At 59.7% G+C, this 19,097-nt stretch carries 20 protein-coding genes and 1 tRNA gene; 6 read left to right on the top strand and 15 right to left on the bottom strand.

What is annotated here, in order from left to right:
- The first annotated feature begins 133 nt into the window (after nt 1-133).
- The 6 genes from gcvH to BMZ46_RS01820 all read left to right on the top strand — a co-directional run bounded on the left by gcvH (nt 134) and on the right by BMZ46_RS01820 (nt 7,256).
- The gene (gene gcvH / locus BMZ46_RS01845) at nt 134-517 is read left to right on the top strand and encodes a glycine cleavage system protein GcvH (protein ID WP_074688335.1); all 384 of its coding nucleotides are present in this window, start codon (nt 134-136) and stop codon (nt 515-517) included.
- A 10-nt stretch (nt 518-527) separates the two neighbouring features.
- Nucleotides 528-3,380, top strand: a complete 2,853-nt coding sequence (gene gcvP, locus BMZ46_RS01840; protein ID WP_074688337.1) for an aminomethyl-transferring glycine dehydrogenase — start codon at nt 528-530, stop codon at nt 3,378-3,380.
- 120 nt (nt 3,381-3,500) lie between these two features.
- A complete protein-coding gene (locus BMZ46_RS01835; RefSeq protein WP_074688339.1) occupies nt 3,501-4,877 on the top strand; it encodes an L-serine ammonia-lyase in 1,377 nt (458 codons plus the stop codon).
- 51 nt (nt 4,878-4,928) lie between these two features.
- On the top strand, nt 4,929-6,053 hold the full coding sequence (gcvT, locus tag BMZ46_RS01830) for a glycine cleavage system aminomethyltransferase GcvT (RefSeq protein WP_074688341.1): 1,125 nt from the start codon (nt 4,929-4,931) through the stop codon (nt 6,051-6,053).
- Nucleotides 6,054-6,457: 404 nt separating this feature from the next.
- Nucleotides 6,458-6,670, top strand: coding sequence for a cold-shock protein (locus BMZ46_RS01825; protein ID WP_007951194.1), 213 nt, complete (start codon nt 6,458-6,460; stop codon nt 6,668-6,670).
- A gap of 97 nt (nt 6,671-6,767) precedes the next feature.
- Nucleotides 6,768-7,256 (top strand): RDD family protein, encoded by a 489-nt coding sequence (locus BMZ46_RS01820; RefSeq protein ID WP_074688343.1) that lies wholly within the window; start codon nt 6,768-6,770, stop codon nt 7,254-7,256.
- Nucleotides 7,257-7,312: 56 nt separating this feature from the next.
- On the opposite strand, the gene nadA is transcribed toward BMZ46_RS01820, so the two are convergent.
- The 15 genes from nadA to BMZ46_RS01745 form a co-directional block, all read right to left on the bottom strand.
- A complete protein-coding gene (gene nadA, locus BMZ46_RS01815) occupies nt 7,313-8,371 on the bottom strand; it encodes a quinolinate synthase NadA (protein ID WP_039766022.1) in 1,059 nt (352 codons plus the stop codon).
- Between the two features lie 270 nt (nt 8,372-8,641).
- Nucleotides 8,642-8,717: transfer RNA gene (locus tag BMZ46_RS01810), tRNA-Lys, on the bottom strand.
- A gap of 63 nt (nt 8,718-8,780) precedes the next feature.
- Complete coding sequence (queC, locus tag BMZ46_RS01805) at nt 8,781-9,473, bottom strand: 7-cyano-7-deazaguanine synthase QueC (protein ID WP_007951197.1); 693 nt, start codon at nt 9,471-9,473, stop codon at nt 8,781-8,783.
- A gap of 1 nt (nt 9,474) precedes the next feature.
- Nucleotides 9,475-10,122 carry a 7-carboxy-7-deazaguanine synthase QueE gene (queE, locus tag BMZ46_RS01800; RefSeq protein ID WP_007951198.1) on the bottom strand — a complete coding sequence of 216 codons (648 nt, stop codon included), beginning with the start codon at nt 10,120-10,122 and terminating at the stop codon, nt 9,475-9,477.
- A 165-nt stretch (nt 10,123-10,287) separates the two neighbouring features.
- Nucleotides 10,288-11,127 (bottom strand): tol-pal system protein YbgF, encoded by an 840-nt coding sequence (gene ybgF / locus BMZ46_RS01795; RefSeq protein ID WP_074688345.1) that lies wholly within the window; start codon nt 11,125-11,127, stop codon nt 10,288-10,290.
- A 6-nt stretch (nt 11,128-11,133) separates the two neighbouring features.
- Entirely contained in the window at nt 11,134-11,631 is a 498-nt protein-coding gene (gene pal / locus BMZ46_RS01790) for a peptidoglycan-associated lipoprotein Pal (RefSeq protein WP_003178634.1), read from the bottom strand.
- Between the two features lie 52 nt (nt 11,632-11,683).
- Nucleotides 11,684-12,964 carry a Tol-Pal system beta propeller repeat protein TolB gene (gene tolB / locus BMZ46_RS01785; RefSeq protein WP_166742344.1) on the bottom strand — a complete coding sequence of 427 codons (1,281 nt, stop codon included), beginning with the start codon at nt 12,962-12,964 and terminating at the stop codon, nt 11,684-11,686.
- Nucleotides 12,965-12,981: 17 nt separating this feature from the next.
- The gene (gene tolA / locus BMZ46_RS01780) at nt 12,982-14,061 is read right to left on the bottom strand and encodes a cell envelope integrity protein TolA (protein ID WP_064383749.1); all 1,080 of its coding nucleotides are present in this window, start codon (nt 14,059-14,061) and stop codon (nt 12,982-12,984) included.
- The gene (gene tolR, locus BMZ46_RS01775) at nt 14,061-14,513 is read right to left on the bottom strand and encodes a protein TolR (protein ID WP_162130475.1); all 453 of its coding nucleotides are present in this window, start codon (nt 14,511-14,513) and stop codon (nt 14,061-14,063) included. Before tolR ends, tolA begins: the two co-directional genes overlap by 1 nt.
- Before the next feature lie 23 nt (nt 14,514-14,536).
- Nucleotides 14,537-15,232, bottom strand: coding sequence for a protein TolQ (tolQ, locus tag BMZ46_RS01770; protein WP_039766018.1), 696 nt, complete (start codon nt 15,230-15,232; stop codon nt 14,537-14,539).
- Complete coding sequence (ybgC, locus tag BMZ46_RS01765; RefSeq protein WP_007951203.1) at nt 15,222-15,689, bottom strand: tol-pal system-associated acyl-CoA thioesterase; 468 nt, start codon at nt 15,687-15,689, stop codon at nt 15,222-15,224. Before ybgC ends, tolQ begins: the two co-directional genes overlap by 11 nt.
- A gap of 127 nt (nt 15,690-15,816) precedes the next feature.
- Complete coding sequence (gene ruvB, locus BMZ46_RS01760; RefSeq protein ID WP_011335643.1) at nt 15,817-16,878, bottom strand: Holliday junction branch migration DNA helicase RuvB; 1,062 nt, start codon at nt 16,876-16,878, stop codon at nt 15,817-15,819.
- Nucleotides 16,879-17,487, bottom strand: coding sequence for a Holliday junction branch migration protein RuvA (gene ruvA, locus BMZ46_RS01755; protein ID WP_007951205.1), 609 nt, complete (start codon nt 17,485-17,487; stop codon nt 16,879-16,881).
- Nucleotides 17,488-17,601: 114 nt separating this feature from the next.
- A complete protein-coding gene (gene ruvC / locus BMZ46_RS01750; protein ID WP_007962095.1) occupies nt 17,602-18,129 on the bottom strand; it encodes a crossover junction endodeoxyribonuclease RuvC in 528 nt (175 codons plus the stop codon).
- Between the two features lie 140 nt (nt 18,130-18,269).
- Nucleotides 18,270-19,016 (bottom strand): YebC/PmpR family DNA-binding transcriptional regulator, encoded by a 747-nt coding sequence (locus tag BMZ46_RS01745; RefSeq protein ID WP_003227527.1) that lies wholly within the window; start codon nt 19,014-19,016, stop codon nt 18,270-18,272.
- Nucleotides 19,017-19,097 lie beyond the last annotated feature (81 nt).

Below are 19,097 nucleotides of genomic sequence, written 5' to 3'. Positions count from 1 at the left end.
ATCAAGCAATTGATTTATAACGATATTTTTACGTTGGCCGCGTTCTTGCTAAGTAACCGCTCATAAAATCAGGGCATTGCCGCCCGAGTATTCCACCGCGTCCACCAGACGAGTCTGGCCCCTAGGAGATTCCATGAGCGAGTTGCGTTTTACTGAAGATCACGAATGGCTGCGCGCCGAAGCCGATGGTTCTGTCACCGTTGGCATCACCGCTTTCGCGCAGAACGCCCTGGGCGACGTGGTGTTCGTGCAACTGCCTGAATTGCAGGCGTACGACAAAGGCGCCGAAGCCGCCACCGTGGAATCGGTAAAAGCCGCCAGCGGCGTTTACATGCCGCTGGACGGTGAAGTCCTGGCCACCAACCCGGCCCTGGAAGACAGCCCTGAGCTGGTCAACGAAGATCCGCTGGGCGAAGGCTGGTTCTTCCGCTTCAAGCCGGCCGACGCTTCGGCCGTCGCCAAGCTGCTGGATCAGGACGCCTACGACCGCCTGATCAAAGCCCAAGCCGAAGCCTGAGGAACCTGACATGACCCAAGTAAATCTCGGCACCGCCAACGAATTCATCGCCCGTCACATCGGCCCGCGCGCCGGTGACGAGCAAGCCATGCTCAACAGCCTCGGCTTCGACTCGCTCGAAGCCCTGAGCGCCAGCGTCATCCCGGAAAGCATCAAGGGCACCAGCGTGCTCGGCCTCGACGACGGCCTGAGCGAAGCCGATGCCCTGGCAATGATCAAAGGCATCGCCGGCAAGAACCAACTGTTCAAGACCTACATCGGCCAGGGCTACTACAACTGCCACACGCCGTCGCCGATCCTGCGCAACCTGCTGGAAAACCCGGCCTGGTACACCGCTTACACCCCGTACCAGCCAGAAATTTCCCAGGGCCGTCTCGAAGCGCTGCTGAACTTCCAGACCCTGATCAGCGACCTCACCGGCCTGCCGATCGCCAACGCTTCCCTGCTCGACGAAGCCACCGCCGCTGCCGAAGCCATGACCTTCTGCAAACGCCTGAGCAAGAACAAGGGCAGCCACCAGTTCTTCGCCTCGATCCACAGCCATCCGCAAACCCTCGACGTGCTGCGCACCCGTGCCGAGCCACTGGGCATCGACGTAGTCGTGGGCGATGAGCGTGAGCTGACCGACGTGACGCCGTTCTTCGGCGCGCTGCTGCAATACCCGGCCAGCAATGGTGATGTGTTCGACTATCGCGAACTGACCGAACGCTTCCACGCCGCCAACGCACTGGTCGCGGTAGCCGCTGACCTGCTGGCCCTGACCCTGCTGACCCCGCCGGGCGAGTTCGGCGCGGACGTGGCGATCGGCAGCGCCCAGCGTTTCGGCGTGCCGCTGGGCTTCGGTGGCCCGCACGCGGCTTACTTCTCGACTAAAGATGCGTTCAAGCGCGACATGCCGGGCCGTCTGGTCGGTGTTTCGGTTGACCGTTTCGGCAAACCGGCCCTGCGTCTGGCGATGCAGACCCGCGAGCAACACATCCGCCGCGAGAAAGCCACGTCGAACATCTGCACCGCGCAAGTGCTGCTGGCCAACATCGCCAGCATGTACGCCGTGTACCACGGCCCGAAAGGCCTGACCCGGATCGCCAACCGCGTGCATCACCTGACCGCGATTCTGGCCAAGGGCCTGAGCGCACTGGGCGTGACCGTCGAGCAAGCGAGCTTCTTCGACACCCTGACCCTGGCCACCGGCGCGCAAACCGCCGCGCTGCATGACAAGGCTCGCGCTCAACAGATCAACCTGCGTGTGATCGACGCTCAGCGTCTGGGCCTGTCGGTCGACGAAACCACTACCCAGGCCGACATCGAAACCCTGTGGGGCCTGTTCGCCGACGGCAAGACCCTGCCGGATTTCGCGGCTCTCGCCGCTGCCGCGCAAAGCACTATTCCAGCCGCACTGGTGCGTCAGTCGCCGATCCTCAGCCACCCGGTGTTCAACCGTTATCACTCGGAAACCGAGCTGATGCGCTACCTGCGCAAACTGGCGGACAAAGACCTGGCACTGGATCGCACCATGATTCCGCTGGGTTCGTGCACCATGAAACTCAACGCCGCCAGCGAAATGATCCCGGTGACCTGGGCCGAATTCGGTGCCCTGCACCCGTTCGCCCCGGCCGAGCAAAGCGCCGGTTACCAGCAACTGACCGACGAGCTGGAAGCGATGCTCTGCGCCGCCACCGGTTACGACTCGATCTCCCTGCAACCGAACGCCGGTTCCCAGGGTGAGTACGCAGGTCTGCTGGCGATTCGCGCCTATCACCAGAGCCGCGGCGAAGACCGTCGCGACATCTGCCTGATCCCGTCGTCCGCCCACGGCACCAACCCGGCGACCGCACAAATGGCCGGCATGCGCGTGGTCGTGACCGCGTGCGACGCCCGTGGCAACGTGGACATCGAAGATCTGCGCGCCAAGGCCATCGAGCACCGCGAACACCTCGCCGCACTGATGATCACCTACCCGTCGACCCACGGCGTGTTCGAAGAAGGCATCCGCGAAATCTGCGGCATCATTCATGACAACGGCGGCCAGGTGTACATCGACGGCGCCAACATGAACGCGATGGTCGGCCTCTGCGCACCAGGCAAGTTCGGCGGCGACGTGTCGCACCTGAACCTGCACAAGACCTTCTGCATCCCGCATGGCGGTGGCGGCCCGGGCGTCGGCCCGATCGGCGTGAAATCGCACCTGACTCCGTTCCTGCCAGGCCACGGCCACATGGAACGCAAGGAAGGCGCGGTCTGCGCAGCACCGTTCGGCAGCGCGAGCATTCTGCCGATCACCTGGATGTACATTCGCATGATGGGTGGCGCAGGCCTGAAGCGCGCTTCGCAACTGGCGATCCTCAATGCCAACTACATTTCCCGTCGCCTGGAAGAGCACTATCCAGTGCTGTACACCGGCAGCAACGGTCTGGTGGCGCACGAATGCATCCTGGATCTGCGTCCACTGAAAGACAGCAGCGGCATCAGCGTCGATGACGTCGCCAAGCGTCTGATCGACTTCGGCTTCCACGCCCCGACCATGTCGTTCCCGGTGGCCGGCACGCTGATGATCGAGCCGACCGAAAGCGAATCCAAGGAAGAGCTGGACCGCTTCTGCGACGCCATGATCCGCATCCGCGAAGAAATCCGCGCAGTGGAAAACGGCACCCTGGACAAGGACGACAACCCGCTGAAGAACGCTCCGCACACCGCAGCGGAACTGGTTGGCGAGTGGACTCACCCGTACAGCCGCGAGCAGGCGGTGTACCCGGTGGCGTCGTTGATCGAAGGCAAGTACTGGCCGCCGGTCGGTCGCGTCGACAACGTGTTCGGCGACCGCAACCTGGTCTGCGCCTGCCCGTCGATCGAAAGCTACGCTTAAAAAGAAGCAGCTATAAGCTTCAAGCCTCAAGTTGCAAGCTTCAAGCAACAAGTCAAAAGCCGACCGCTCTTGCTTGCAGCTTGAAGCTTGCCGCTTACAACTGCTCCGCAGGAGCCTCTCATGTCGTTAAGCGTGTTCGACCTGTTCAAGATTGGCATCGGCCCCTCCAGCTCCCACACCGTCGGCCCGATGCGCGCAGCTGCGCGCTTCGCCGAAGGCCTGCGCCGGGAGAACTTGTTGTCGGCCACCACCAGCGTCAGGGTCGAGTTGTATGGATCCCTCGGCGCCACGGGCAAGGGCCACGGCAGCGACAAGGCCGTGCTGCTGGGCCTGGAAGGTGAACACCCGGACACCGTGGATACCGAAACCGTCGCCACCCGTCTCTCGGAGATTCGTGGCAACGGGCGTTTGAACCTGCTTGGCGAACACAGCATTGCGTTCAACGAGAAAGAACACCTGGCAATGATCCGCAAGCCGTTGGCCTATCACCCCAACGGCATGATCTTCCGTGCCTTCGATGCGGCGGGATTGCAGATCCGCAGCCGCGAGTACTACTCGGTCGGCGGTGGTTTCGTGGTCGACGAAGATGCGGCTGGCGCCGACCGTATCGTCGAAGACGCCACCGCGCTGACCTTCCCGTTCAAGAGTGCCAAGGACTTGCTCGGTCACTGCGCCACCTACGGTCTGTCGATCAGTCAGGTGATGCTGACCAACGAAAGCGCCTGGCGCCCGGAAGCGGAAACCCGCGCCGGCCTGCTGAGAATCTGGCAAGTGATGCAGGACTGCGTGGCCGCCGGCTGTCGCAACGAAGGCATCCTGCCGGGAGGCCTGAAGGTCAAGCGGCGGGCGGCGGCGCTGCACCGGCAACTGTGCAAGAACCCGGAATCGTCGCTGCGCGATCCGCTGTCGGTGCTGGACTGGGTCAACCTCTACGCCTTGGCCGTCAACGAAGAAAACGCCAATGGCGGGCGCGTGGTCACGGCACCGACCAATGGCGCAGCGGGGATCATTCCTGCGGTGCTGCATTACTACATGCGCTTTATTCCCGGCGCGAACGATGACGGCGTGGTGCGTTTTCTGCTGACCGCGGCAGCCATCGGCATTCTGTACAAGGAAAACGCCTCGATTTCCGGCGCCGAAGTCGGCTGTCAGGGCGAGGTCGGCGTGGCCTGTTCGATGGCGGCCGGGGCGTTGTGCGAAGTCCTCGGCGGCAGCGTGCAACAAGTGGAAAACGCCGCTGAAATCGGCATGGAACACAACCTCGGCCTGACCTGCGATCCGATCGGCGGGCTGGTACAGGTGCCGTGCATCGAGCGCAACGCCATGGGTTCGGTCAAGGCGATCAACGCCGTGCGCATGGCCATGCGCGGAGACGGGCAGCACTTCGTCTCCCTCGACAAGGTCATCCGCACCATGCGGCAGACCGGCGCCGACATGAAAAGCAAATATAAGGAGACCGCCCGCGGCGGTCTGGCGGTCAACATTATCGAGTGTTAATTAGCCCCCTCTTCCTCCGGGAAAGGGTTGGTGTGAATCAAGGAGTCACGCATGTCCACCGAACAACTGTCGAAAACCCCGCTGCACGCTCTGCACCTCGAACTCGGCGCCCGCATGGTGCCGTTCGCCGGCTACGACATGCCGGTGCAATACCCGCTGGGCGTGATGAAGGAACACCAGCACACCCGTGAGCAGGCCGGGCTGTTCGATGTATCGCACATGGGCCAGATCCGCCTGACCGGCGCCAATGCCGCCAAAGCACTGGAAACCCTGGTGCCGGTAGACATCATCGACCTGCCGGTCGGCATGCAGCGCTACGCGATGTTCACCAACGAAACCGGCGGCATTCTCGATGACCTGATGGTCGCCAACCTCGGCAATGACGAGCTGTTCCTGGTGGTCAACGCCGCGTGCAAGGACCAGGACCTGGCCCATCTGCAAAAACACATCGGCGATCAATGCAAGATCGAGCCACTGTTCGAAGAACGCGCCCTGCTCGCCCTGCAAGGCCCGGCCGCCGTGACCGTGCTGGCACGCCTGGCGCCGGAAGTGGCGAAAATGACTTTCATGCAATTCACCCGCGTGAAGCTGCTGGGCGTTGACTGCTTTGTCAGCCGTTCCGGCTACACCGGTGAAGACGGTTTCGAAATCTCGGTTCCGGCAGCCGATGCGGAAAAACTCGCCCGCGCCCTGCTGGCCGAACCGGAAGTCGCCGCCATCGGTCTCGGCGCCCGTGACTCGCTGCGCCTGGAAGCCGGCCTGTGCCTGTACGGCCACGACATGAACACCGAGACCACGCCGATCGAAGCCAGCTTGCTGTGGGCAATCTCCAAACCTCGGCGTGCCGATGGTGCCCGCGCCGGTGGTTTCCCGGGTGCGGAGCAAGTCTTCGCTCAACAGCAAAACGGCGTGTCGCGCAAACGCGTCGGCCTGCTGCCGCAAGAGCGTACGCCGGTCCGTGAAGGTGCAGAAATCGTCAACGACGCTGGCGAAATCGTCGGTAGCGTGTGCAGCGGCGGGTTCGGCCCGACCCTGGGCGGTCCGTTGGCCATGGGTTACCTGGACAGCGCTTACGTCGCACTCGATACGCCCGTTTGGGCAATTGTTCGTGGGAAAAAGGTGCCATTGCTTGTAAGCAAAATGCCATTTGTTCCACAACGCTACTATCGCGGTTGATCGACTGTTTCTATAAGTAACGCGATTGCATTGTGCGTGCACTAATGTGTAACGCAATCGCCATAAAACAGTGCACTCCACTTACATACGATTCGAATTTGAACTTGGCTTATAACGTTCGAAAACAATTGAACAGGCTAATCGTATAAGCCGGACTAGTGAATCGACTAAGTGCCAGCAAGCGCAGGAAAACCGGGGCCTTCGCGGGGCTTGTTTTTTCTCCCGTAGTTGGCGTAGAGTTTGTCCACTGTGTTTGCATGGGTCAGCTTGGAATCGTGACCTGGGCAGTAGCCTACAAGTTAGCTACATCCCGTTCGACGTCTTCTTACTCTCCTGCAACCAGCCCCAGTACTCTTTCATGAGAAGGAGACTGTCATCAATTTTTGCGTCAAAGGAAATAAGAAATGTCCACACGTCAGAGCGGTACCGTCAAGTGGTTTAACGACGAGAAAGGTTTTGGTTTTATCACTCCAGAAAGCGGTCCGGATCTGTTCGTGCATTTCCGCGCCATTCAGGGCAACGGCTTCAAGAGCCTGAAAGAAGGCCAGAAAGTGACCTTCGTTGCTGTGCAGGGCCAGAAAGGCATGCAAGCTGATGAAGTCATCGCAGAAGCCTGATTTTCTGTAACGAAAAAGCCCCTGATATTGATATCAGGGGCTTTTTTGTGGGCGCAAATCCGTAAAATGGCGCTTCACTTTCCGTCCAGAGGCTGCCATGTCGAAACACCTGCTCACCCCCCAGGGCGATTTCCCCGCCGTCGGCCTGGGTCGTCGTCTGGCAGCGATGTTCTATGACTTTTTGCTGTGCACCGCTCTGCTGATCGTGACCGGTTTTGTTTACAAGCTGATCCAGGCGGCAATCATCGGCGAAGAGCGCCTGCGCGCCATGACCGACGCCGGGCAGCTGGATGGCGATCCGCTGTACTCCACGGTGTTGCTGTTGGTGCTGTTTGGCTTCTTTGCCAAATTCTGGACCCACGCCGGGCAGACCCTGGGCATGCAGGTCTGGGGCATTCGCGTGCAGAACGCCGATGGCACTGCGATCAGCCTGTGGCAGGCGCTGCTGCGGTTCATGGTGTCGATTGCGTCGTGGCTGTGCCTGGGCCTTGGATTCTTCTGGTCGCTGTTCGACAAACAGAAACGCGCCTGGCATGACATCTACTCCGACACACAGCTCGTGCGAATTCCGAAGAAAACCAAATAATCCTCCAGATACAAAAACGCCCCGATCCAATCGGGGCGTTTTTGTTTGCCTCAAGGTCAGGCGTTGCCGGCCAGCTTCATCCGCGCGGCCTGAGTGAAATCGAGCATGCGCTTGAGCGGACGAATCGCCTGAGGAATCAGGGCCGGGTCGACGAAGATCTCGTTCGAGCCCTCCTTCAGGCACTTCAGCGTGCGTTCAAGGGTGTTCATGGCCATCCACGGGCAATGTGCGCAACTGCGGCATGCCGCGCCGTTACCGGCGGTTGGCGCCTCGATGAAGACCTTGTCCGGGCACAGCTGCTGCATCTTGTAGAAGATGCCGCGGTCGGTAGCGACGATCAGAGTCTTGTTCGGCAGCGATTGAGCGGCGGCAATCAGCTGACTGGTGGAACCGACGGCGTCCGCCAACTCGATCACCGAGGTCGGCGACTCCGGATGCACCAGAATGGCGGCGTCCGGGTACAGCGCTTTCATGTCTTCCAGCTGCTTGGACTTGAACTCTTCGTGGACGATGCATGCACCATCCCAGAGCAGCATGTCGGCGCCGGTCTGACGCTGGATGTAGGTGCCCAGGTGCTTGTCCGGACCCCAGATAATGGTTTCGCCGTTGTCCATCAGGCTTTCGACGATTTCCAGTGCACAACTGGAGGTCACCACCCAGTCGGCCCGGGCTTTGACGGCGGCCGAGGTGTTGGCGTATACCACCACGGTGCGTTCCGGATGCTGATCGCAGAACGCCGAGAACTCATCCACCGGGCAACCCAGATCCAGCGAGCAGGTGGCTTCCAGGGTCGGCATCAACACACGTTTTTCAGGGTTGAGAATCTTCGCGGTCTCGCCCATGAATTTCACGCCGGCAACCACCACGGTCTTGGCCGGATGGGCATTGCCGAAGCGGGCCATTTCCAGGGAATCGGAAACACATCCGCCGGTTTCTTCGGCGAGGGCCTGGATGATCGGATCGCAATAAAAGTGGGCAACCAGCACCGCGTCCTGAGCCTTGAGCTCGGCGGCGATGGCAGAACGGTAATAAGCCTCTTCCTCGGCTGTCAGCGGCTTGGGCTGCTTGGCGTCGAGGTGGGCTTGTACCAGAAGGCGTTCGGAAATCTGCGTCATGTTCGCAAGACCTGCAGGCGCGTTCGCGCGAAAGTCGAGTATACACCCGGCTCCGGACCGCTTGAGGGTACCGCCGGGAAAGTGAGTATTATCAGGCACGGACAGCAATGAAGCTGCGCAAGGCTACAGAATATCCCGTTGATACAAAAGATGATTCTGACCTGCGTCACGGCGGAAAGAAACGAAGGGAGGCATGCCTGAATCGCAGGCAAAAAAAAATCCGGAAATCCTCACTTTCGTGGGCCTTCCAGACTTTTAAAACAGCAAAAATGGTGGGTCGTGTGGGATTCGAACCTACGACCAATTGGTTAAAAGCCAACTGCTCTACCAACTGAGCTAACGACCCGCTGTGTGGTGGCGCGTATAATACTGATTTTTAAGGACTATTCAACACCTAATTTGAAAAAAATCAAAAATAAGGTGTCGGGTCGCTGATTCCGGCCGCCGCGAAGCCTTCTGCACGCAGTCGGCAGCTGTCGCATTTACCACAAGCACGCCCGTCATCGTCAGCCTGATAGCAGGAAACAGTCAGCCCGTAATCAACGCCAAGCTTCACCCCCGCCTGGACGATCTGCGCCTTGCTCAGATTCTGCAGCGGTGCCTGGATGCGGAAACCATTGCCTTCCACCCCGGCCTTGGTCGCCAGATTGGCCATGCGCTCGAACGACTCGATGAACTCGGGACGGCAATCCGGGTAACCGGAGTAATCCACCGCGTTGACGCCGATAAAGATGTCACGGGCGCCGAGCACTTCAGCCCAACCCAGGGCCAGCGACAGGAAAACTGTATTGCGCGCCGGCACGTAAGTCACCGGGATGCCTTCGCCCAGCTCTTCCGGGATATCGATGCTGGTGTCGGTCAGGGCCGAACCGCCCATGCCGTTCAGGTTCAGGCCGATCACCTTGTGCTCGACCACGCCCAGATCGCGGGCAACGCGAGCAGCAGCATGCAGCTCGGCGTGGGAACGCTGACCGTAATCGAAACTCATGGTGTAGCAGGCGTAGCCTTCAGCGCGGGCCATGGCCACGACAGTGGCCGAGTCCAGGCCACCCGACAGCAGGATTACCGCACGTTTTTGGCTAGTGTTCAGTTGTTCAGTCATCTCAGCGCCCCGGCTCATCATTCCATAGATATTTATGCAGCTGCAGTTGCAGGCGCACTGGCAGGTTATCCGCCACCACCCAGTCCGCCAGATCCCGAGCATTCAGGTCGTGGTGACTTGGAGAAAACAGCACTTCACCCGCACGTCGTTCCAGACCGTACTGGATCAGCTTCGATACCGCCCAGTCATAGTCCTCCCGCGAGCAGATGACAAACTTCACCTGATCGTTGGGCGTCAGCAGTTCGATGTTCTCGTAACGGTTGCGATGGGCTTCTTTGGAGTCTGGCGTCTTCAGGTCGACCACCCGACTGACCCGCGGATCAACCGCCGAGATGTCGAGGGCGCCGCTGGTTTCCAGCGAGACTTCGTAGCCGGCATCGCACAACTGCTTGAGCAAAGGGATGGCATTGGGTTGTGCCAACGGCTCACCGCCAGTGACACAGACGTAGCGCGGGCGAAAGCCGGCCACTTGCTCGAGGATGTCGTCGAGGGTGCGGATCGTGCCACCGCTGAACGCGTAGGCGCTGTCGCAGTATTGGCAACGCAATGGGCAACCGGTCAGGCGCACAAAAACAGTGGGCAGCCCGGCAGTCCGCGTTTCCCCCTGCAACGAGTAGAAAACTTCGGTGATTCTCAATGTGTCTTGCATAGTCGCCACGGGCGTAACAGCTAAACAGGCTGTCCGCCTCCGTCAGGCACCTCTGGCAACCCCGCCAACGCGTAGATCACCAAAAGCGTGTTTCATAAAAGGGCGTGAATTCTAACGAAAAAACCCGCGACAAGCGCGGGTTTCTTCCAAACGGGTCAAACGCTTTTACATGCGTTGCAGATCGCGCTGGGCCAACTGAGCGGCGGACGTGCCCGGATACTGGGCCACCACCTGCTGCAGAATGCCTTTGACCTTGTCGGTATGACCGAGGCGGCGTTCCACGTCAGCCAGCTTGTACAGCGAATCCGGCACTTTGGCGTGCTTGGGATACAGCTGCGAAACCTTGGCGAAAGCCTGACCTGCACCTTGCAGATCGCCTTTGGCCAGGTTCACTTCACCCAGCCAGTACTGGGCGTTGCCTGCGTATTGGCTGTTCGGGTATTTACGCAGGAATGCGGCAAACGCCTGGCTGGCCTTGTCGAAATCCTTGGCCTTGATCAGGTCGAAAGCGGCATCGTAATACAGCTTTTCCTTGGCCGGATCAGCCGGTTCGCTACCTGCGGCAGGTGCCTGGGCGGCAGCAGCGGCGCCGGCTCCAGCAGCAGCACCGGCAGCAGCACTTGCATCGCCACCGGCAGAAGAATTCTCGGGAGTCGCGGCTGGTGCAACGCCGGATCCTATGCGCCGATCAAGATCCTGGTATCGCTCCAGGGATTCCTGCTTCATGCGCGCAACCTGATTCAGCAGTTCTTCGATCACGCCTTGTTGGCGAGATATCTGATCCTGCATTTGTTGCAGTTGGTTGAACAGCATGCCTTGTGCCGAGGCAGGGGCCGAAGCCGCTCCCCCGGCATAGGCGCCGTTCGTACCGTAACCTGCAGGCGGATAACTGCTCCCGCTATTGTTATAACCGGAGTTGTCATCGACCACAGGAACCGCAGCCCACGCCGCAAGCGGCGCGAGGCTGAGAGCCAGAACAGTTACAGCACGACGGCACGTTCGCATATCGAATTACTTACGCAGTTCGACGCGACGGTTTTGAGCCCAGGACTGCTCGTCGTTGCCGGTAGCAACTGGACGCTCTTCGCCGTAGGAAACCAGTTCCAGCTGAGCTGGGGAAACACCTTGCAGTACCAGGTAGCGCTGAACGGCTTTCGCACGACGCTCGCCCAGTGCCATGTTGTACTCACGAGTACCACGTTCGTCGGTGTTGCCTTCCAGAACAACGCGAGCGCCGTTTGCTTTCAGGTCTTTGGCGTGAACGTCCAGAGCGCGCATGGCTTCTGGCTTCAGGTCCGAGCTGTCGTATTCGAAGTAGAAGGTGGTGATTGCGCGCAGAGCAGCTTCTTCGCTCAGGGAACCGTCAACTGCACCAGTGTTTGCGCCGTAACCAGCGTTTGGATCAACAGCGCCTTCACCGGCGTTGTCGCCGCCTTTGGACGAGCAACCTACAGCTACAGCCATGGCCAGAGCCAGCGCAGCAAATTTACCAAACTTCAGCATTTCCATCGTGAAACTCCTAATGAACCCCAGTGTGTTAAGTAAAACGTAAAGCGCCGCGTCAGTTCAGGTAAGGGGACCAGGACGGTTCTCTGACTTCGCCTTGAGCGGTAGGAAGCGGGAGCCTCACGCGTCCATTAATGGACACGAGCATCAAGACTCCCCGGCCCTGCTGGCGGGTGGCGTAGATTACCATGGTGCCGTTGGGCGCAACAGTAGGCGACTCGTCCAGAGTGCTATCAGTGAGGATTTTTACACTTCCGCGCTGCAAATCCTGAGCCGCCACTTTGAAATTGGTGAAACCGTCCTGACGATGGATCATCACCAGGGTCTTTTCATCCGCCGAAAGCTTGGGGTTGGCGTTGTAGTTGCCCACGAACGTCACACGCTCGGCACCGCCGCCACCAGCGCTGGTCTTGTAGATCTGCGGTTTGCCGCCACGGTCGGAGGTGAAGTAGATGGTCGAACCATCCTTGCCCCAGTACGGTTCGGTGTTGATGCCAGGACCCGCAGTCACGCGGGTGATCTGACGCGAACCGAGGTTCATCACGTAGATGTCCGGGTTACCGTCTTTCGACAGCACGAACGCCAGGCGATTGCCGTCCGGCGACCAGGCTGGCGCGCCGTTCAGGCCTTCGAAGTTGGTGATCTGCTCGCGGCGACCGGTGTCGATGTTCTGCATGAAGATGCGCGGACGCTTCTGTTCGAACGACACGTAGGCGATACGCTTGCCGTCCGGTGCAAAACGCGGCGAAAGGATCGGCTCACGGGATTGCAGCAGGGTCACGGCACGGGCGCCGTCATAGTCCGAACGCTGCAGGGTGTAACGGGTGTTCTTCTCGGAGAAACGCTCGGCCGTGACGTACAGCAGGCGAGTCGAGAATGCACCTTTGATACCGGTCAGTTTTTCGAACGACTGATCGGAGATGTAGTGCGCCATGTCGCGCAGCTGTTCGGTGGTACCGGACACGCTGCCGTCAGCCACTTTCTGCTCGGTGGCGACGTTGAACAGAGCCCACTGCACCTGCAGACGGCCACCGGCCGGCACGATGCTGCCGACCATCATGTATTGTGCACCCACCGCCTTCCAGTCACGGAAGATGATTTCGCTCGGCTGGCTTGGCTGGCTGATCATGTTTTGCTTTGGAATCGGCGAGTAATAGCCCGAGTTACGCAAATCGTTACCAATGATTTCAGCCATGTCATCCGGCAGGACGGCACCGCCCTGGAAGCCGAACGGTACGACGGCGATCGGAGTCGCCCGATCGCTGCCGCTGGTGACCAGAATGTTCTTTTCATCCGCCATCGCGATCCCTGCCATGCAGCAGATCACGACCAGCATTCCTCGAAGAAGGTTTCTCACAAGGCTAGATCCTCAGGTGTGAATGTCATCTTGAATGAACGATACGGAGCGAAATCGCTCGGCTTCATTCCCTGCATTTCCGTCAAACGTCCAATATTCTTGACCGCTGCCACTGCTGACGCATCGAACGGACCGTCGCCACTGGACTTGGCCACGCTGACCGAGGTCACCGTACCGTCCGGCAACATGCCGATCTGCAGCACAACCGTCATGCCTTTGCGTGCTGAAGGTGGACGCGCCCAGCCTTCTGCTGCCCGCGCACGAATCAGGTCATCGAAACTGCCCGCGACTTCGTCGCCCTGCTCATCGGCCAAGGCCTGCTGGCGCTGCGGCGTGTCGGAAAGCAAATCTGCCAGGGCCTGAGCCTTTTTGTCTTCGGCGGATTTACGTGCCGCTTCCTGCGCTTTCTTCTTCGCAGCATCGGCAGCAGCTTTCTTCTTCGCGTCTTCGGCGACTTTCTTCTTCGCCTCTTCAGCTTCAGCTTTCTTCTTGGCGTCTTCGGCGGCTTTCTTTTTCGCGTCTTCGACGATCTTCTTCTTGGCTTCTTCAGCGGCCGCTTTCTTGGCCTCTTCTTCAGCAGCCTTTTTGGCTTCTTCTTCGGCTTTCTTCTTGGCTATATCAGCCAATTGTTTCTCTTCTGCCTTCTTGGCTTCGGCGGCTTTCTTGGCGTCGTCGGCTTTCTTGGCTTCATCAGCCTTCTTCGCCTCGTCCGCTTTCTTCGCCTCATCGGCCTTCTTGGCTTCCTCGGCCTTTTGAGCCGCTTCTTCTTTCTTTTGTTCCGCAGCCTTCACCGCTTCCTGCTCGACCTTTTTCTGCTCCATCTGCTCGACTTCGGTCTGGCGCGCGGCGGATTTCTTCGCCTCACCCGCAATCTTCTGATTGGTCTGAGTGGTTGCCTGACTTTTCGATTTCAGCTGGTACAGGGTCGCCTGAACAATCGGCTTGGCTGGCGGCAGCTCCGGGGTCAGCGCGAAACTGACAAACAGCATGCCGAACACCAGCACGTGCAAGCCAATCGCCCAGACACTAGGCCAGAAGTAGCTTTCCGAGGCGGACGGCTCTCGCTGTTGCTGCATCAGGGCGCCTCGGTGATCAAGCCAACGTTACCGACCCCGGCTTTCTGCAACCCGCCCATGGCACCCATGACGGAGCCATAATCGACGGACTTGTCGCCACGGATGAAGACCTGGGTACGCTTGCCACCTTCAGTGCCGGCGCGAATGATCTTGGTCACCGCGTCGGTCATCTGTGGCAGGGTCATGGCCCGGTCCTGCTGTTTCTCGGTGTCGACTTCGCTGCCAAGGTTCCAGTAGTAGGTCTTGTCCGACTTGATCGAAATGGTCAGCACCTGGGTGTTGTTGTCCTGCGGCAAGGCTTCGCTGGAAACCTTGGGCAGATCCACTTTCACGCCCTGATTGAGCATTGGCGCAGTCACCATGAAGATGACCAGCAGCACCAGCATCACGTCGATGTAAGGCACTACGTTCATCTCGGCGACCGGCTTGCGCTTGTGTCGGGCTCGAGTGATTAAAGCCATCGGGAAATACCTGCTTATTCTTCGCTGGTGTGCACTTTGCGGTGCAGGATCGCCTGGAACTCGTCGGCGAAGGTGTAGTAGCGGCTCAGCAAGGTTTCGCTGCGGGCAGAGAAACGGTTGTAAGCGATAACGGCCGGGATCGCGGCGAACAGACCGATCGCGGTGGCGATCAGGGCTTCGGCGATGCCGGGTGCCACGGTGGCCAGGGTGGCCTGCTGGGCGCTGGCCAGACCACGGAAGGAGTTCATGATCCCCCAGACGGTACCGAACAGACCGATGTACGGGCTGACCGAACCGACGGTGGCGAGGAACGGCAGGCTCTGCTCGAGCTTTTCTTCTTCGCGGGAGATGGCGACGCGCATGGCACGGGCCACACCTTCCATCACCGCTTCAGGATCGACGCCTGGCTGCTGACGCAGACGAGAGAACTCCTTGAAGCCGGCACGGAAGATCTGCTCGACACCCGAATCCGGATCCGGGTTGCTGCCGGCCTGACGGTAGAGTTTGGACAGGTCGATACCCGACCAGAAGCGCTCCTCGAAGCTCTCGAGGGCACGTCGACCGGCGCGTATCAGATTGCTGCGCTGAAAGATCATGATCCATGAGGTCACCGATGCGGCCACCAGAGTCAACATTACCAACTGCACCACGATGCTGGCATTGCTGACCAGGCTCCACATGGAGGAATGGTCGACGACGTTAGCTTCCACGCTTTATCTCCTGCTTTGAGTGTGTACCCGTGCCGACCGCGTCGGCAAAGGCCGCACGCAGGTCTTCGGGAAGGGCCCGGGGTTTCAAACTGTTAGTGCGCACACAGGCCACCAGAAACTGCCCTTCGCAGAGCAGCACATTATCCGTTGCCCGCCTGACCTGCTGTCGGAAGCGCAGGCTGGCACGGTTCAATTCGATTACATCAGCGCTTACCAGAAGCTCGTCGTCCAGTCGCGCCGGCGCGTGATAACGCGCTTCGCTGGAATGCACGACGAACAACAGGTCCTCCCCGGCCAGCGCCGACTGAGCAAAGCCCAGCTCCCGGAGCCGTTCGGTTCGAGCCCGTTCCATAAACTTGAGGTAATTAACGTAATACACGATGCCGCCCGCATCGGTGTCCTCGTAATAAACGCGACAACGATGTGCGAACGGCTCAAGCCCGTTTTGCGCGCGCATACTCTAGTGCTTACTCCTCGGGTTGCCAATCCAGCCAGGCAACTGTTTTTCATTGTTGGAAGGCTTTACCGCAAAAGTACCGTCCTGTGACAGTACAAACGCTGAATAAATCGACAATAAATGTGTATCAATCGTCCACGGCATCGAGAAACTCGTCTACCACGGGCATTTCGCCCATTCGTGTCGGGATGTTTAAACCAAAATGCAGGTACGCGTGGCGGGTCACCACCCTGCCCCGCGGCGTACGCATGATGTAGCCCTGCTGAATCAGGTACGGCTCAAGCACATCTTCAATGGTGTGGCGCTCTTCGCTGATCGCCGCCGCCAGACTGTCGATGCCCACCGGGCCGCCGTCAAACTTCTCGATCATGGTCAAGAGCAGACGTCGGTCCTGATGATCGAAACCATGCTCGTCGACGTCCAGCAGGTTCAGCGCCAGATCTGCGACGGACTTGGTGATATGGCCCTTGGCCCGGACTTCGGCGAAATCCCGCACCCGGCGCAGCAGACGGTTGGCGATCCGCGGCGTGCCACGGGCGCGGCGGGCAATCTCGAAAGAGCCTTCCGGATCCAGCGGCAAACCGAGGATATTCGCCGAACGGCTGACAATCGTCGCCAGGTCAGCGGTGCTGTAGAACTCGAGGCGCTGGACGATACCGAAACGGTCACGCAAAGGGTTGGTCAGCATGCCCGCCCGCGTGGTTGCACCGACCAGGGTGAACGGTGGCAGATCGAGTTTGATCGAACGCGCCGCCGGCCCCTCACCGATCATGATGTCGAGCTGGAAATCTTCCATGGCCGGGTACAGTACTTCTTCGACGATCGGCGACAGACGATGGATTTCATCGATGAACAGCACGTCGTGCGGCTCAAGATTGGTCAACAGCGCCGCCAGATCCCCCGGACGCTCCAGCACCGGACCGGAAGTGCTCTTGATCGACACGCCCATTTCCTGGGCGATGATGTTGGCCAGCGTGGTTTTACCCAGCCCCGGCGGACCGAAGATCAGGGTGTGGTCGAGGGATTCGCTACGGCCACGGGCGGCCTGGATAAACAGTTCCATCTGCTCGCGAACGGTCGGCTGGCCGATGTACTCGGCCAGGCTGACGGGACGTATCGCCCGATCCTGGACTTCTTCGCGCTCACGCGGACTGTGCGTGGCGGCGATCAGACGATCAGCTTCAATCACTTAAATCATTCCCTTCAGGGCACGTCGAATCATGTCTTCGCTGCTCAGGCCTTTCTCTTTGATCGCGGAAATCGCCTTGCTCGCTTCCTGTGGCTTGTAGCCCAGGGAAATCAGTGCACTGACCGCATCGTTCTCGGCGGTGTTGACCGGCGCCGGGCCGTCCGGCTGGTTCGGCACCAGGGCGAACATGGCCGGCGAGGTTTCCCAGGCCTTGAAGCGATCCTTCAGTTCGACCAGCAGACGCTCGGCGGTTTTCTTGCCCACGCCCGGCACCTTGGTCAGCGCCGAGGTGTCCTGCGATTGCACGCAGCGGATCAGTTCGTCGACTTCCAGACTCGACATCAAGGCCAGGGCCAGTTTCGGCCCTACACCATTGAGACGGATCAACTCGCGAAAAAAGTCTCGCTCACGCTTGCCGGCAAAACCATAGAGTAACTGCGCGTCTTCGCGTACGACCAAATGGGTGTGCAGGGTCAGCGGTTCACCGACCGACGGCAGGCGATAAAGGGTAGTCATGGGCACTTCCAACTCATACCCGAGGCCGTTTACATCCAGAATCAGGTGCGGCGGCTGTTTCTCAGCCAGAGTGCCGCGCAAGCGTCCAATCACGTTTCAGATCCTTGAGCGTTGGCCAGCCGTGGGCTGGCGACTGACAGAGCATGGATTCACGGCCGACAACCCAGGCACGAAATCCACATTCCGTAAAAATGACTGCTGATGCTATCAGAGACGCAGGCGCCCGCCACGACTGCGTGCCGTTCCCAAGCCGTGCGGTAACAGACTCGAGCGTGTGTGGGCATGACAAATGGCAATGGCCAGGGCATCCGATGCATCGATTTGCGGTTTGCTGGTCAGCTTGAGCATGTGCATGACCATCATCTGCACCTGCTCTTTATTAGCGGCACCCGTGCCGACCACGGCCTGCTTGACCTGGGTGGCCGTGTACTCGGCTATTTCCAGGCATTCTTCGGCGCCGGCAACAATAGCGGCCCCCCGGGCCTGCCCGAGCTTCAGCGCCGAATCGGCGTTTTTTGCCATGAACACCTTTTCGATGCCCATGGTGACCGGACCGTAGGTCTGGATGATTTCGCGCACGCCGCGATAAACGATCTGCAGACGCTCATGCAGCTCGCCGGCTCCAGTGCGGATACAACCCGAGGCGACATAGATGCAGCCGCCACGTCCGGTATCGCGAACAATGCCGTAACCGGTAATGCGCGAACCGGGGTCGATACCAAGAATTAAAGTCATAAGCCTGCTGGTTCGAAGAAACACAAAAACAAATGAGGGAGCTGGCTTGTCAGCGATGACAGTGTGTCAGGCGCCATCATTACCTGATGTGCCGACGCCATCGCTGGCAAGCCAGCTCCCACATTGAAGCCTAGTCGCTCTTAACCGAGCTGAGCGGCCACGTCTTCCGGAATGTCCGCGTTGGAATAGACGTTCTGCACGTCGTCCAGGTCTTCCAGCATGTCGATCAGCTTGAGCACCTTCTCGGCGCCCTCCAGATCCAGCTCGGCGCTGGTGGTCGGCTGCATGACGATTTCCGCGTCATCACCCTTGAAACCGGCGGCCTCCAGGGCATTGCGTACCGCGTAGAAACTGGTGAACGAGGTGAACACATCGATCGAGCCGTCTTCGTGGCTGACCACGTCGTCGGCATCGGCTTCCAGCGCGGCCTCTGTCAGCGCGTCTTCGTCAACGCCCGGGGCAAAGCTGATCTGGCCCTTGCGTTCGAACAGATAGGCTACCGAACCGTCGGTACCGAGGTTGCCGCCACACTTGCTGAACGCATGGCGAACAGCTGCTGCGGTGCGGTTACGGTTGTCGGTCATGCACTCGACCATCACCGCCACGCCGCCCGGGCCGTAACCTTCGTAGGTCAGTTCTTCAACGTTGTCGGCCTCGGTCGCGCCGGCGCCACGGGCCACGGCACGGTCGATGATGTCCCGGCTCATGTTGGCGCCCAGCGCCTTGTCCAGCGCCAGACGCAGACGCGGGTTGGAGCCCGGATCACCGCCGCCCTGACGGGCCGCCACGGTCAGCTCGCGGATCCACTTGGTGAAGATCTTGCCTCTCTTGGCATCCTGGCGTTCTTTGCGGTGCTTGATGTTCGCCCACTTGGAATGACCTGCCATAACTCGCTCCGAATTCTCTTGAACAATGCCCGCCATGCAGATGCATCGGCCAGCAAAAAAATCTTGTTTTCAATCACTGCA

This window comes from Pseudomonas sp. NFIX49 (genome assembly GCF_900115915.1).
GTDB classification, from domain to species: Bacteria; Pseudomonadota; Gammaproteobacteria; order Pseudomonadales; family Pseudomonadaceae; genus Aquipseudomonas; species Aquipseudomonas pharyngis.
Note: the sequence above shows the minus strand (reverse complement) of the source record. Positions and strands in the feature narration are given on the sequence as shown.